Origin of the sequence: Stenotrophomonas sp. RIT309 (assembly GCF_000632045.1) — a bacterium.
Lineage (GTDB): Bacteria > Pseudomonadota > Gammaproteobacteria > Xanthomonadales > Xanthomonadaceae > Stenotrophomonas > Stenotrophomonas indicatrix.
The window spans coordinates 53,343-67,453 of the sequence record NZ_JFYS01000044.1 but is presented as its reverse complement, the minus strand read 5'-3'; the positions used below and the strand labels follow the sequence as shown (position 1 = coordinate 67,453).

Sequence of the window (14,111 nt, the reverse complement as noted above, 5' to 3'; positions counted from 1 at the left end):
CATGTCCTCCACGCTCATCACCAATGCCCGCCTGGTCAACGAAGGCCGCACCTTCGAAGGCGACCTGCGTATCGAGAACGACCGCATCGCGCAGATCGGCAAGGGTTTGACTCCGCGTGATGGCGAACAGGTGGTGGATGCGGCCGGGCGCTGGCTGCTGCCCGGGATGATCGACGACCAGGTGCATTTCCGCGAACCCGGCCTGACCCACAAGGGTGACATCGCCAGCGAATCGGCCGCGGCCGTGGCCGGTGGCCTGACCAGCTTCATGGACATGCCCAACACCAACCCGCCGACCCTGGATTCGACCATCCTGGAAGCCAAGTACGAGCTGGCGCGCGGCCGTGCCTGGGCCAACTACGGTTTCTACCACGGTGCCAGCAACGACAACCTCGACGCCATCCGTGCGCTCGATCCGAAGAAGGCGCCGGGCGTGAAGGTGTTCATGGGCGCGTCCACCGGCAACATGCTGGTCGACAACCCCGAAACCCTGGACGCGATCTTCCGCGAGTGCCCCACCCCGATCATCACGCACTGCGAAGACACGCCTATGATCGATGCCAACCTGAAAGCGTTCCAGGAAAAGTACGGCGACGCACTGACCCCGGAGATGCACCCGGACATCCGTTCGCGCGAAGCCTGCATCAAGTCGACGCGGCTGGCCATGTCGCTGGCGCGCAAGCACGGCACCCGCCTGCACGTGCTGCACATCTCCACCGCCGACGAACTGGCGCTGTTCGAGAAGGGCCCGCTGATCCGCGCCGACGGCAGCCGCAAGCAGATCACCGCCGAGACCTGCGTGCACTTCCTGCACTTCGCCCGCCCGGATTATGCGACCAAGGGCAACCTGATCAAGTGCAATCCGGCGATCAAGGACGTGGCCGATCGCGAGGCGATCACCGCCGCGTTGGCTGACGACGTGCTGGACGTGCTGGCCACCGACCACGCCCCGCATACCTGGGAAGAGAAGCAGAAGCCCTATGCGCAGGCGCCGTCCGGCCTGCCGCTGGTGCAGTACGCGCTGGTCGCCGCACTGGAACGCGTGCACGAAGGCAAGCTGACCCGCGAGCAGGTCGTGCAGAAATTCGCCCATGCCCCGGCCCAGTTGTTCGATGTGGAAGAGCGTGGCTTCCTGCGCGAAGGCTACTTCGCTGACCTGGTGCTGGTGGAGGATGTGCCGTTCACGGTCAAGCGCGAGGACGTGCTGTCCAAGTGCGGCTGGTCGCCGTTCGAGGGCACCACGTTCCGTTCGCGCGTGGCCTCCACCTGGGTCAACGGCCAGCTGGTCTGGGACGGCAGTACGCTGGTGGGCGAGCCCGCCGGCCAGCGCATGACCTACGACCGCTGATGCGTCCGGCACTCATGTTCGCGGCACTGCTGCTGGCAGCGCCCCTGTTCTCCGCACCCGCGGCCCAGGCACAGGACGGCATCGGCGACCTGATCGACAGCCGCGTGGTGTTCCCGGCCAGCGCGTCGCAGGGCGCGCTGGTGATCGGCAAGGTTCCCGCCGGCAGCAGCGTGCGCTATGCAGGCCGCGACCTGCGCGTGAGCAGCTACGGCAGCGTGGTGTTCGGCATCGGTCGCGATGAGAAGGGCCCGCTGCAGGTGCAGATCCGCCGACCGGATGGCAGCAGCGAGACGGCCGCCATCGCCGTGACCCCACGCGACTGGCCGACCGAGCGGGTGAACGGCGTACCGCCGAAGACGGTCAATCCGCCGCCGGCCATCGCCGAGCGCATCAAGCGCGAACAGGCGCAGGTCACCGCTGCGCGTGCGCGCGACGACAACCGTACCGATTTCACCCAGACCTTCATCTGGCCGGTGCAGGGCCGCATCAGCGGCCGCTTCGGCAACGCCCGCGTGTACAACGGCCAGCCCGGCGCCGGCCACTCCGGCATGGACATCGCAGTGCCGACCGGCACCCCGGTGAAGGCACCGGCGGCCGGTGTGGTGACGTTCGCTGGTCCGGACCTGTACCTGACCGGTGGCACCCTGCTGCTCGACCACGGCTTCGGTGTCAGTTCGAACTTCCTGCACCTGTCGCGCATCGACGTGAAGGTCGGTGATCGCGTCGAACAGGGCCAGGTGATCGCCGCCGTCGGCGCCACCGGCCGTGCCACCGGGCCGCACCTGCACTGGGGCATGAACTGGTTCGACACCCGCATCGATCCGCTGCTGGTGCTGGAGCGCAAGTAACGGTAGTGCCGGCCGCTGGCCGGCAACCTCATGGTGTTCAGCGACCTATGCGGATTGCCGGCCAGCGGCCGGCACTACCATGTGATGGTTCAGCCGCGCGCGGCCCACCACACGCGCAGCAACGTGCGCACGGGCGTGGCTTCAATCGGTTTGCCGGCGGCCTGCGCCGCCAGACGTGCACGCGCCAGGCTCGACCACACCCGGCGTGCACGTGGACCGGGCACGCGGGTGCCCCACCCTTTCAGCAACTGCTGCGCCCAACGCTGTGCAGCGTTGCCGGCATCTTCGTCCAGCAGGCTGCGCGGAACCCCGGCCACGCCAGCGTCCTGCAGGCGCTGGGCCAGGGTCTGCAGCAGCACGGCATGGCCAGCACCCTTGCGCGGCTTGTCGGCAAACACCACGGCTTCGACCGCAGCCACCGCGTCGGCATAGTTGCCCAGTGCACGTTCGGCGCCGGCAGAGTCCAGCGCTACGGTGCGCGCCTCGACCAGATCCGGCAGCGCCTCGGCCAGCTGCACCCACGGTGCCCGCACCGGCTCCAGCACGCGGCCCAGCGGATGCCGCGAACGCTGCGCGGCCCAGCTCCGCAGTTCCTCGCCCCACCACGCCAGCTTGGCGTCCGCCGGCAGCGGGTCGCCAGCGGTGTTGAGCATGTCGTCGAATTCCTGCAGCAGGGCGAACCACGCCAGCGCCACATGGCGCTGCGGTTCGGCCACGAACGGCTCGGCCACCGACCATTCCGGCCAGCGGCTGCGCCACTTGTCGAGGAAACTATCCAGCGCGGTACTGCTCACTACGTTGTTCCTTACGGCTGGGCCGGGGTCGCCGGCCGGCTCGGCCAGAGACTGGCCAGTTGCAGAAGTTCGGCATTCTCGACCAGCACGTCCGCTTGCCAGGCCAAGGGGTCGTCACTGTGCAGCCGGTAGCCCCACAGCGCCGCCACCGACGGCATGCCGGCGGCACGCGCGGCGATGATGTCGCGCTCATCGTCGCCGACGTACACGCAGTCTTCCGCTGCGATGCCGATCAGCTGCGCGGCGTGCAGCAGCGGCAACGGATGCGGCTTGCGTTCGGCCAGGGTGTCACCCCCGACCAGCACGGCGCAGCGCTGCTGCCAGCCGTACTGCGGCACGATCAGCCGCGCCAGGTATTCGGGCTTGTTGGTGACGATGCCCCACACGGTGCCGGCTTCGTCCAGCGCATCGAGCATGCCGGCGACGCCGTCGAACAGCACGGCATGCTGGCCGATCGAGGCTTCGTAGCGCTGCAGGAACTCGGGAATCAGTGCATCGCGCTCGGCTGCTTCCAGCTCTGGAAACGCGGCCGACACCATCGCCCGTGAACCCTTGGACACCACTGGCCGCAACTGCGCCGGATCGATCGGTGCGCGGCCGCGCTCGGCCAGCATCGCATCAAGGGTGGCGACGAAATCCGGGGCGCTGTCCAGCAGCGTACCGTCCAGGTCGAACAGCACCGCACGCGGGAACACGGCCGCGGTCACGGCGCCTTGACCGCGTGGGCCAGGTAGTTGATGTCGGTGCGGCCGCTCAGGCGGGCGCGGTTGCGCCACGGCTCATAGGCCATGCCGCTGACATCGGCCAGCTGCAGGTCGGCCTCGCGCAGCCAACGCGCCAGCTCGGCCGGCTTGATGAATTCCTGGTAGTGGTGGGTGCCCTTCGGCAGCAGCCGTGCCACGTACTCGGCACCGACGATGGCCACGGCGAATGCGGCTGCGGTGCGGTTGATGGTGGACAGGAACAGATGGCCACCCGGCTTCAGCAGGCGCTTGCAGGCCTCGATGATCGCGCCCGGATCGGGCACGTGCTCGAGCATTTCCATGCAGGTCACCACATCGAAGCTGCCCGGTTGTTCGGCGGCCAGGTCCTCGGCGGCCTGCACCCGGTAGTCGACGCTGACGCCACTTTCCAGGGCATGCAGGCGCGCAACCTTGACCAGCTCCGGTGCCAGGTCGATGGCGGTCACTTCGGCACCGGCCTGGGCCAGCGCTTCACTCAGCAGCCCGCCACCGCAGCCGATGTCGAGCACACGCGCACCTCGCAGCGGCGCGCGGTCGGCCACGTACTGCAGGCGCACCGGATTCAGTGCGTGCAGCGGCTTCTGCGGGCCGTCGGCGTCCCACCAGCGGTTGGCCAGCGCGGCGAACTTGTCCAGCTCGGCCTGATCGAAATTGGAAGAAGCGTGGGGGGCAGTCATGACGGTTGTCCTTGCGGCGCCTGCACTCAGGCGCGGATATGACGGATGCGCTCGCGCCACTGGCGCGCGTTGGCGATGATGCCCGGCAGGTCCATGCCGACCAGCTCGCGCTGCACCAGCTTGGGCTTGCCGGCGATCCAGACGTCGCTGACCTGCTGGCGGCCGGTGGCGTACACCAGCTGCGACAGCACGTTGTGCAGCGGCTGGGTCTCCAGCGCGGACAGATCAACACAGACCAGGTCGGCCTGCTTGCCGACCTCGATCGAGCCGATGCGCTCGCCGAAGCCCAAAGCGCGGGCGCCGCCCAGGGTGGAGGCGCGCAACGTGGTCGCCGCGTCCAGCGCGGTGGCATCGTCGGCCACGGCCTTGGCCAGGATCGCCGCCGTGCGGTTCTCGCTGAACATGTCCAGGTCGTTGTTGCTGGCGCAGCCGTCGGTGCCGATGGCCAGGTTCACGCCGGCGCGCTGCAGGGCGCAGGCCGGGCAGAAACCAGAGGCCAGCTTCAGGTTCGATTCCGGGCAATGCACCACGCTGACGCCGCGCTCGGCGCACAAGTGGATCTCGGCCTCGGTCAGCTGGGTCATGTGCACCGCGATCAGGCGGTCGTTGACCAGGCCGAGGCGATCCAGCCGCGCCAGCGGACGCTGGCCGTGCAGCTTGATCGAATCGGTGATTTCCTGCGCGGTTTCATGGGTATGCAGATGCACCTGCATGTCCAGCTGGTCGGACAGCATCCGCACCCGCTCGAAATTGGCATCGTTGACCGTGTACGGCGCATGCGGCGCGAATGCGGTGCCGATCAGCGGGTCGGTGCGCCACTGGTCATGCAGTTCACCGGCCTTGGCGAAGTACTCGTCGTCGGTCTTGGCCCAGGCGGTGGGGAAATCGATGATGACCGCGCCGACCAGCGCGCGGAAACCGTGCTTCTTGTAGACGGCGGCCTGCACGTCACCGAAGAAATAGTTCTCGTTGGCGCAGGTGGTGCCGCCACGCAGCATCTCGGCGATGGCAAGGGTGGTGCCGTCGGCCACGAATTCGGGACCGATCACCGCCGCTTCCACCGGCCAGATGTGCTGCTGCAGCCAGGTCATCAGCGGCAGGTCGTCGGCGACGCCGCGCAGCAGGGTCATCGGGTTGTGCGTATGTGCGTTGACCAGGCCCGGCATCAGCGCCGCCTCTGGGCGGCTGACAACCTGGGTGGCGCGGAACCGCGCACGCGCTTCGGCGCGCGGCAGGATGGCCACGATCTCGCTGCCACGGATGGCCACAGCATGATCTTCCAGCACCACCGCATGCGGCTCGATCGGAACGACATAACCGGCTTCGATGAGCAGGTCGCAGGCTTCGGGGAGGTGCGGGCTATCGCTCATGCGGGCTCACTGGCTGGGGGAAGGACCATACGTAGCCTTGGCTCCGACCTGGCGACTGATCACCGGTCAAACGGCTACCGCTGGGCTTCTGGAAGGCAAGCCCCTGAGTCAGGGGCGGCCGCGAAGCGGCGGGGTGTGGATGCTGCTGAGTGGGGGCCCACGATCCGCCATGGCGGATCGTGGGAGCGCCAGCGCGAATGCGATGGCGCGTACCCGGCCAGCGGCCGGCACTACCGTAATCCGGCTGCGCCGGATTACTTGACGCGCGAGGAGTACTCGCCCGAACGGGTGTCGACCTTGATGATTTCATCCTGGTTGACGAACAGCGGCACGCGCACCACGGCGCCGGTTTCCAGGGTGGCCGGCTTGCCGCCGCCGCCCGAGGTGTCACCGCGGACGCCCGGATCGGTCTCGGTGATCTTCAGTTCAACGAAATTCGGCGGCTGCACGAAGATCGGCGAACCGTTGAACAGGGTCACGATGCAGGACTCCTCGCCCTTCAGCCACTTCTCGGCGCCGCCCATGCCGGCCTTGTCGGCCTGCACCTGCTCGAAGGTCTCCGGGTCCATGAAATGCCAGTACTCGCCGTCGCTGTACATGTAGTCCATGTTGGTATCGACCACATCGGCCACTTCCACGTCGTCGGTCGCCTTCATGGTCATTTCGACCGTGCGGCCCGACTTGATGAAGCGATAGCGCACGCGGGTGAAGGCCTGGCCCTTGCCCGGCTTGATGAACTCGGTCTCGGAGATGACGGCCGGTTCATTGTTGACCAGGATCTTCATCCCGTTCTTGACATCGTTCATGCCCGCAGTGGCCATGCTCAAGCTCCTCAAATGGCGAAACCGCCGCGCGTGCGGCGAGCCGGATAGAATGGAAAGCCCACCGGAACCCCGGCGGGCAACTGTTTATGTGTCCATGATAACCGCAGGCCCCCTCTCCATGCAGCTTTCCGCCTTCCCCCGGACCCAGTCGCCAGGCGCGCCCGCGCGCTGGCAGCAGCTGTGGCGGCAGGCCCTGCGCGACCCGCAGACGCTGCTGGCCCGCCTGGATCTCGATGCCGCGGCGCTGGGCGTATCGGAGGCGGCCATCGCCCAGTTCGCGCTGCGCGTGCCGGAGGGTTTCGTCGCCCGCATGCGCCGTGGCGACGCCCACGATCCGCTGCTGCGGCAGGTACTGCCGATCGACGCGGAGATGCGCCCGGCGCCCGGGTTCAGCTTTGACGCGGTGGGCGACGGCGCGGCCAAAAAGGCCACCGGGGTCATCCAGAAATACCGTGGCCGGGCCCTGCTGGTGGCCACCGGCAGCTGTGCCATCAACTGCCGCTACTGCTTCCGCCGGCATTTCGACTATGGCGCCGAGAACGCCGCCAAGGGGGGCTGGCAGGAGGCAGTGGAGGCCATCGCCGCAGACCCGGACATCGATGAGGTGATCCTGTCCGGCGGCGACCCGCTGTCGCTGGCCACGCACAAGCTGGCCGAGCTGACCGATGCGCTGCGCCAGATCCCGCACATCCGCCGGTTGCGCATCCACACGCGCCTGCCGATCGTGCTGCCCGAGCGCGTGGACGAGGAACTGCTGGCCTGGCTGGGCAGCCTGCCGTGGCCACTGGCGATCGTGGTCCACGCCAACCACGCCAATGAATTCGACGCCAGCGTCGACATGGCGATGGCCCGCCTGCGTGGCATCGGCGCCCAGCTGCTGAACCAGGCGGTGCTGCTGCGCGGAGTCAACGACAGCGTGCAGGCGCTGCAGGACCTGAGCGAACGCAGCTTCGCCGCCGGCGTGCTGCCGTATTACCTGCACCAGTTGGATCGCGTCGAGGGCGTGGCCCACTTCGAAGTGGACGACATCCAGGCCAAGTCCCTGATTGCCGGCCTCACTGCCCGGCTGTCCGGCTACCTGGTCCCCAAGCTGGTCCGCGAGCTGCCCGGCGACCCGAGCAAGCGCCCGCTGTAGCGCCTCACGCGCCCGATTCGATCATCCGCACCACTTCGGTGGCGGTGACCGGGTGGCTCAGCCGGTAGCCTTGACCCAGGTCGCAGCCACGCTGGGCCAGCAGCTCGAACTGGGCCTCCTGTTCGATACCCTCGGCCACCACCGTGATGCCCAGTGCGTGGGCCATGGCGATGATCGCCGTGGTCAGGGCCAGGTCGTCCGGGTCGCGCTGCATGTCGGCGACGAAGCTTTTGTCGATCTTGACGCCGTCCACCGGCACCTGCCGCAGGTGGCTGAGACCGGAGAAACCGGTGCCGAAGTCGTCCAGCCACACCTTCACCCCGGCCCGGTGCAGGCGGTCCAACAGCTGCGCGGCCAGCATCTCATCGCCGATCACCGCCGTCTCGGTCAGCTCCAGGTGCAGGCGCGAGGCCGGCAGGCCCGACTCCTGCAGGCACTGTGCAACCAACGCCGGCAGCTCCCCGCCGCGCAACTGCCGTGGCGACACATTGACCGAGACGAACAACTCGTCACCGGCCACGCCCCGCGGCCACTGCACCGCTTCCATGCAGGCGGCACGCAGCACCTTCGGGCCGATGATCTCGATCAGGCCACTCTGCTCGGCCACCTCGATGAACACCGATGGCGGAATCGTGCCCAGCGTCGGGTGCTGCCAGCGCAGCAGCACTTCGACACCGACCATGCGGCGGTCACGCATGCGGAAGATCGGCTGGTAGGCCAGCCGCAGCTCGCCGCGCTCCCAGGCGCCGCGCAGTTCCTGTTCCATGTGCACGCGCCGCTCGACCGCGTGATCCATGGCCCGGCTGTAATAGCGATAGCAGTTCTTGCCGGCCATCTTTGCCTGGTACATCGCGATGTCGCCGTTCTTCAGCAGCGTCGTCGCATCCGCGGCATCGTCGGGGAACAGGGTCACGCCGATCGAGGTGCCCAGGAACAGTTCCCTGCCCTGCACCACCAGCGGTTTGCCCAGCTCGCGCACCAGCACTTCGGCCAGCAACCGCGCATTGGCCGCAACATCGCCATCACCAACGAGGATCACGAATTCGTCGCCGCCGAACCGCGCCAGCACGGCATCGTCGCCGCCGGCCTCGGTCACTGCGCGGCCGATGCGCTGGGCGAACTGAAGCAACGCCTCGTCGCCGGCCTCATGGCCCAGCGTGTCATTGACCCGCTTGAAATCATCGATATCGGCAAACAGCAGACCCAACCGGTGATTGGACGCACGTGCGGCCATCAATCGATGGTCCAGCGCCTCGCGGAAGGCCAGGCGGTTGGTGAGCCCGGTCAAGGCGTCGGTGTAGGCCATGCGCCGCACTTCGCGGTCGTGGCGGGCGATCGCATCACGCATGCGGGCAAAACCGCGCACCAGTTCCCCGACCTCGTCGTCGCGGGTGTTTTCCCGCAGCGGCGCCTGGTAGTCGCCCGCTTCGATGCGCCGGGCGGCCGCGGCCAGCTCGCGGATCGGCGCCACCAGCGTGCGCTGTACGTACAGGATCACTACCACGCCGATCACCACCAGCAGGCCAAGCATCAGCAGCAGCCAGCCCAGATGCCGGCTTCCCATCTGCTGCAGCCGCTCGCCGAGGGTCGCGTTGGCCGCCTGCTCACGCTGCAGCACTTCATCCAGCGCCATGCCGACGCGGACACCACCGATGCGTTGTTTGCCCACCCTGATCGGCATCGCGTTGTCGAGCACCGTGGGCGACTGCTGCACCACCAGCGACTGCGCGGCAACCGCCCCGGCCGCCAATGGATCGGTCATCGGCCGCCCGGATCCGGGCACTCCGGCCGAGCCGTCGTGGACCAGCCGCCCGCGGTCGTCGAACACCAGTACGTAGCGCACCACCGGCTGCCGCGAAATGCTGCGCACCAGCGCCCCGACCTGGTCCAGGTCGTTGTTGTGGAGCGGACCGGCAAGCGCATCGGACAGCTCGCGCACCATGGCCTCGCCACGGCTGCGCACGCTGCGGTCGAACAGTTCGTGGATGACGCCGTTGCTGAGCGACCTCACCTCGCCCTGCATCGCAGCCTGCCGCCCCAGCAGCACGGCCAGGATCGCCACCACCACCAGCATCGCCCCGCCCATCGCAAGCAGGAACCGGGCCTGCATCCCCGAGCCGAGCAACTTCATTCCACTTCCATCCGCACGCGCGTCGACCCTTGTTTCAAATCATCCCGCCACGGCTGCGCATGCGCATCGACGCGGCGGAAACCGGAAGCCCCCAACACCTTCTGCAACGCACGCTGCACCCGCCGAAGACAGACGACACGCGGCAGCACGCCGGACGCGCGGCCGGGCACCGTCGGCGCCGGTCCGGCACCCTCCCGGTCCACACTGCCAGGCGCATGATCCTGCGTCATCGCGAGTTGCCCCTCATCGCTGCCCAACGCCCCCTTCTGTGAACCGGGCGCAGCATGCGCCGTCCCGGCCAGCAGGGCCAAGGCCAGGCGCAGCAGTTCCCCCTGCATTGCCCTACGCAGACCCGACACAAGCATCATCCCCCCGGGGTATCCGGACAGACTACCCGAAAAAATGAGACCGTCGTCAGCTGTCCTTGCCGTTCTTCTGCGCCAGCCGCGCCATGCGCTGGGTATCGGCCAGGATGCCGCGCAGCAGGCGCACTTCCTGCTCGCTGGGTTCGCTGCGCAGGAACAGGCGGCGCAGCTTGCGCATCGCCGACTCGGGCGCGCGTCCCTTGTGGAAATCGATCTCGTCCAGAGTCTCGCCAAGTTGGGCGAAGAAGCTCTCCATCTGATCGTGGCTGGCAACCTGCTCGCGGTTGTCCGGCTCGGTCGCAGCCACCGGCTGTGCGCCCAGCAGCTGCATGCGCACTTCATAGGCCAGCACCTGCACTGCGGCGGCCAGGTTGAGCGAGCTGAACTCCGGGTCGGACGGAATGTGCACAGCGGCATGGCACAGCTGCAGCTCCTCGTTGGTCAGGCCGGTACGCTCGCGACCGAACACCAGCGCCACCTCGGCACCCTCGCTGGCCTTGGCCACTGCGCGGGCGGCGGCATCTGCCGGCAGGAACTCCTCCAGCTGGACCCGGCGCGCACGTGCGGTGCACCCCAGCACGAAGCGGCAGTCGGCCACGGCCTCGGCTAGCGTGGCCACCACCGGTGCGTCGCCGAGCACGTCCTCGGCACCGGCCGAGCGCCGGAAGGCCTCTTCATCAAGCGGCTTCTCCGGCGCCACCAGGACCAGGCGGGCCAGGCCCATGGTCTTCAGGGCACGGGCGGCGGCCCCCATGTTGCCGGGGTGTTGGGTGCCGACAAGGACGAATCGGAGACGGGTGGCGACAGGAAACTGGGACATGAACAGGGAAAATGTCGAGCTGGACGAAGACCAATGGTAAACTGTGCGGCCGGCCACTGCGCCGGACCCGCTCTTTTCCCCCGCCAGCCCTTCTCTTCTGCCCTTCCGGGAGCCCATGCCATGCAGAAACCCGCCGTCACCGTCATGGTCAAGGCCGCCCGCCTCGCCGGCAACGTCCTCTTGCGCAACATCAACAAGCTCGAGGCACTGAATGTAGTCCAGAAGGGCCGCATGGACTACGCCAGCGAAGTCGATGCGGACGCGGAAAAGGTGATCGTCAAGGAACTCAAGCGCGCTTACCCCGAGTACGGCATCTTCGGTGAAGAAGGTGGCGTGCAGAGCGAGCGTCGCCACATGTGGGTCATCGACCCGCTGGACGGCACCAGCAACTACCTGCGCGGCGTGCCGCACTACTGCGTGTCGATCGCCCTGGTCGAGAACGGCGAGCCGACCGACGCGGTGATCTTCGACCCGCTGCGCAATGAACTGTTCACTGCCAGCCGTGGTGCCGGCGCCGTGCTCAACGACCGCCGCATCCGCGTGGCCGACCGCAAGGATCTGGAAGGCACCATGATCCACACCGGTTTCGCCCCGCGCGAGCGTGCCCGCGCCAGTGCGCAGCTGAAGTCGCTGGACGCCCTGCTGGTGCACGCCGAGGACATCCGCCGTTCGGGTTCGGCCGCGCTGGACCTGGCCTACGTGGCCTGTGGCCGCGCCGACGCCTACTTCGAGGCCGGCGTGAAGGCCTGGGACATCGCTGCCGGCGTGCTGCTGGTGCGCGAAGCCGGTGGCAAGGTCTGCGACTTCAAGGGCGCGACCCCGGCCCGCATGGACAACCGTGGCCCGGACACCCAGCAGATCGTGGCTGGCAACCTGAAGGTGGCCGAGTCGCTGCAGAAGGTGCTGGTCAACACGGGTTACGCTGCCGAGTTCGACGCGAAGTTCTGAGTTCGCGCGTAAAGCGGTTCATGGAGACGGCACCTGCGAAGGTGCCGTTTTCGTATCCGCAGTGATCGTGCTTGTCACTTTCTTTGCTCGTGCAAAGAAAGTGACGCGCCTCCGCAGGCGCGGAAACGATCCGCCGGGCATGGCCCGGCGCTACCGACGCGTGGGCGAGCAAACAAAAACGCCCGGCGCGAGGCCAGGCGTTCCTGCACTGCTCTACAAGCGGAGGCTTATGCCACCGTCGACGCCCGCAGCGCGGCGATGCGCTCTTCCAGCGGCGGGTGGCTCATGAACAGCTTCTTCGCCGTCGACCCGGCAATACCGAACGCGGCGATCTGCGTCGGCAGGGTGCTCTGGCCGTGGTTGAGCTGCAGCCGCTCCAGCGCCGAGATCATCTTCTGACGGCCGGCCAGCGATGCACCGCCGGCATCGGCACGGAATTCGCGGTGGCGCGAGAACCACATCGAGATCATCGTGGCGAACAGGCCGAACACCATCTCCAGCACGAACACGATGATGTAGTACGCAAAGCCACGGCCGCCGCCTTCGCGGTTGCCCGACAAAGCACTGTCGATGATGCCGCCGACTACGCGGGCCAGCACGATCACGAAGGTGTTCAGCACGCCCTGCAGCAGTGCCATGGTGATCATGTCTCCGTTGGCGACGTGGGCGATCTCGTGGCCGAGCACGGCTTCGGCTTCGTCCTCGCTCATGTTGTGCAGCAGACCGGTGGACACCGCCACCAGCGCGTTGTTGCGGTTGGCACCGGTGGCGAACGCGTTGATCTCCGGGCCGTCATACACCGCCACTTCCGGCATGCCGATACCGGCGGCCTTGGCCTGGCGCTCGACGGTGGCCAGCAGCCAGCGCTCGGTCTGGTTGCGCGGCTCGGTGATCACCACCGCACCGGTGGAGCGCTTGGCCATCCACTTGGACAGCAGCAGCGAGATGAGCGAACCACCAAAACCGAAGATGGCAGCCATGACCAGCAGGCCGCTCATCCGGCTGGGGTCGACCCCTATCAGCGACATCACGATGCTGGCGAGGATCAGCACGGCAAAGTTCGTGGCCAGGAACAGCGCAATACGGGTGAACATGGGAATTTCCGGCTTGGAAGGGGGTTGATATCCGTCAATCTGCGGTGCAGTCAGCTTGAATTCAAGCGCCAACCTGACCGACGATTCAGCTGCATGACCTCCTCCCTCTCCTGCGGCCGCTTCGCGCCCTCGCCCACCGGCCTGCTGCATCCCGGCTCGCTGCTTGCCGCCTTCGGCAGCTGGCTGCTTGCGCGCCACCATGGCGGCCTGTGGCGGTTGCGCATCGAAGACGTCGATCCACCCCGCACGGTGGCCGGCGCCGCACAGGCGCAACTGCAGGCGCTGGCCGCCTTCGGCCTGCTTCATGACGGGCCGGTGATCTGGCAGAGCGCGCGTGGCGACGCCTACCAGACGGCGCTGGACCGCCTGCTGGCCGATGGCGACGCATTTGTCTGCCACTGCAGTCGGAGCGATCTGGCCGCCAATGGCGGCATCCACCATCGCTGCGTCGCGCGGCAGGCAAGACCGGACCCAGCCGTCCGCTTCCGCGTGCCGCCCGGCAGCATCGTGCGGTTCGAGGATGGCCTGCGCGGCCCGCAGCAACAGGATGTCCATGCCGAGGTCGGTGATTTCGTACTGCGCCGCGCCGACGGCTGCTGGGCCTACCAGTTGGCGGTGGTCGTCGACGATGCCGCGCAGGGCGTGAACGAAGTCGTGCGCGGCGCCGACCTGCTCGATTCCACCGCCAGGCAGATCCTGCTGCAGCAGGCGCTGGACCTGCCGACGCCGCGCTACTGGCACCTGCCGCTACTGCTGGATGCACCGGGCCACAAACTGTCCAAGTCACTGGCCGCGCTGCCGGTGGATGCCGGCGCGCCGGTACCGGTGCTGCGCCGGTTGTGGGAACTGCTGGGCCAGCCGGGCACCGCACTGGACGGCATCGACGACCGCGACGCGCTGTTGGCCGCCGCGCAGCGCAGCTTCAACCCCGGCCTGCTGCCGCGCGCGGACATTCTGCTGCCGGCCGGCGCACTTTCCGCGCCGATGTTGCAGAATCCCCCTTCCCCCACCTGA

General features: G+C 67.8%; 14 protein-coding genes. 5 read left to right on the top strand and 9 right to left on the bottom strand.

All coding sequences use genetic code 11. The features are described from left to right. The first annotated feature begins 1 nt into the window (after position 1). Both BW38_RS00705 and BW38_RS00710 read left to right on the top strand, forming a co-directional pair. Positions 2 to 1,348 carry a dihydroorotase gene (locus BW38_RS00705; RefSeq protein ID WP_032978714.1) on the top strand — a complete coding sequence of 449 codons (1,347 nt, stop codon included), beginning with the start codon at positions 2 to 4 and terminating at the stop codon, positions 1,346 to 1,348. Beyond that, positions 1,348 to 2,196, top strand: coding sequence for a M23 family metallopeptidase (locus BW38_RS00710; protein WP_032978712.1), 849 nt, complete (start codon positions 1,348 to 1,350; stop codon positions 2,194 to 2,196). The genes BW38_RS00705 and BW38_RS00710 overlap by 1 nt, the downstream gene beginning before the upstream one ends. Before the next feature lie 89 nt (positions 2,197 to 2,285). On the opposite strand, the gene BW38_RS00715 is transcribed toward BW38_RS00710, so the two are convergent. The 5 genes from BW38_RS00715 to efp all read right to left on the bottom strand — a co-directional run bounded on the left by BW38_RS00715 (position 2,286) and on the right by efp (position 6,601). Continuing rightward, the gene (locus BW38_RS00715) at positions 2,286 to 2,990 is read right to left on the bottom strand and encodes a phytoene synthase (RefSeq protein ID WP_032978708.1); all 705 of its coding nucleotides are present in this window, start codon (positions 2,988 to 2,990) and stop codon (positions 2,286 to 2,288) included. A gap of 11 nt (positions 2,991 to 3,001) precedes the next feature. Further along, positions 3,002 to 3,697, bottom strand: coding sequence for a phosphoglycolate phosphatase (locus tag BW38_RS00720; RefSeq protein ID WP_032978705.1), 696 nt, complete (start codon positions 3,695 to 3,697; stop codon positions 3,002 to 3,004). After that, positions 3,694 to 4,410, bottom strand: coding sequence for a bifunctional 2-polyprenyl-6-hydroxyphenol methylase/3-demethylubiquinol 3-O-methyltransferase UbiG (ubiG, locus tag BW38_RS00725; protein ID WP_032978702.1), 717 nt, complete (start codon positions 4,408 to 4,410; stop codon positions 3,694 to 3,696). The genes BW38_RS00720 and ubiG overlap by 4 nt, the downstream gene beginning before the upstream one ends. 26 nt (positions 4,411 to 4,436) lie before the next feature. Continuing rightward, on the bottom strand, positions 4,437 to 5,780 hold the full coding sequence (locus tag BW38_RS00730) for a TRZ/ATZ family hydrolase (RefSeq protein ID WP_025876398.1): 1,344 nt from the start codon (positions 5,778 to 5,780) through the stop codon (positions 4,437 to 4,439). 254 nt (positions 5,781 to 6,034) lie between these two features. Then, entirely contained in the window at positions 6,035 to 6,601 is a 567-nt protein-coding gene (gene efp / locus BW38_RS00735) for an elongation factor P (RefSeq protein ID WP_006379771.1), read from the bottom strand. A 97-nt stretch (positions 6,602 to 6,698) separates the two neighbouring features. On the opposite strand from efp, the gene epmB reads away from it, so the two are divergent. Continuing rightward, positions 6,699 to 7,739, top strand: coding sequence for an EF-P beta-lysylation protein EpmB (epmB, locus tag BW38_RS00740; RefSeq protein WP_032978700.1), 1,041 nt, complete (start codon positions 6,699 to 6,701; stop codon positions 7,737 to 7,739). 4 nt (positions 7,740 to 7,743) lie between these two features. Here epmB and BW38_RS00745 read toward each other — a convergent pair whose 3' ends face one another. The 3 genes from BW38_RS00745 to BW38_RS00755 are packed head-to-tail and all read right to left on the bottom strand — an operon-like array spanning position 7,744 to position 11,055. After that, positions 7,744 to 9,870 carry an EAL domain-containing protein gene (locus BW38_RS00745; protein ID WP_025876393.1) on the bottom strand — a complete coding sequence of 709 codons (2,127 nt, stop codon included), beginning with the start codon at positions 9,868 to 9,870 and terminating at the stop codon, positions 7,744 to 7,746. Next, the gene (locus BW38_RS00750; RefSeq protein WP_032978699.1) at positions 9,867 to 10,238 is read right to left on the bottom strand and encodes a hypothetical protein; all 372 of its coding nucleotides are present in this window, start codon (positions 10,236 to 10,238) and stop codon (positions 9,867 to 9,869) included. Before BW38_RS00750 ends, BW38_RS00745 begins: the two co-directional genes overlap by 4 nt. 46 nt (positions 10,239 to 10,284) lie before the next feature. Further along, positions 10,285 to 11,055: an RNA methyltransferase gene (locus BW38_RS00755; RefSeq protein WP_032978697.1), complete on the bottom strand. Its 771-nt coding sequence runs from the start codon at positions 11,053 to 11,055 to the stop codon at positions 10,285 to 10,287. 120 nt (positions 11,056 to 11,175) lie between these two features. Here BW38_RS00755 and BW38_RS00760 point away from each other — a divergent pair, with 120 nt between their 5' ends. Beyond that, on the top strand, positions 11,176 to 12,003 hold the full coding sequence (locus BW38_RS00760; RefSeq protein WP_025876387.1) for an inositol monophosphatase family protein: 828 nt from the start codon (positions 11,176 to 11,178) through the stop codon (positions 12,001 to 12,003). Between the two features lie 227 nt (positions 12,004 to 12,230). Here the strand turns inward: BW38_RS00760 and htpX are convergent, their stop codons facing one another. Then, positions 12,231 to 13,097, bottom strand: a complete 867-nt coding sequence (htpX, locus tag BW38_RS00765) for a protease HtpX (RefSeq protein WP_032978694.1) — start codon at positions 13,095 to 13,097, stop codon at positions 12,231 to 12,233. Between the two features lie 93 nt (positions 13,098 to 13,190). Here htpX and gluQRS point away from each other — a divergent pair, with 93 nt between their 5' ends. Beyond that, the gene (gene gluQRS / locus BW38_RS00770) at positions 13,191 to 14,111 is read left to right on the top strand and encodes a tRNA glutamyl-Q(34) synthetase GluQRS (RefSeq protein WP_032978691.1); all 921 of its coding nucleotides are present in this window, start codon (positions 13,191 to 13,193) and stop codon (positions 14,109 to 14,111) included.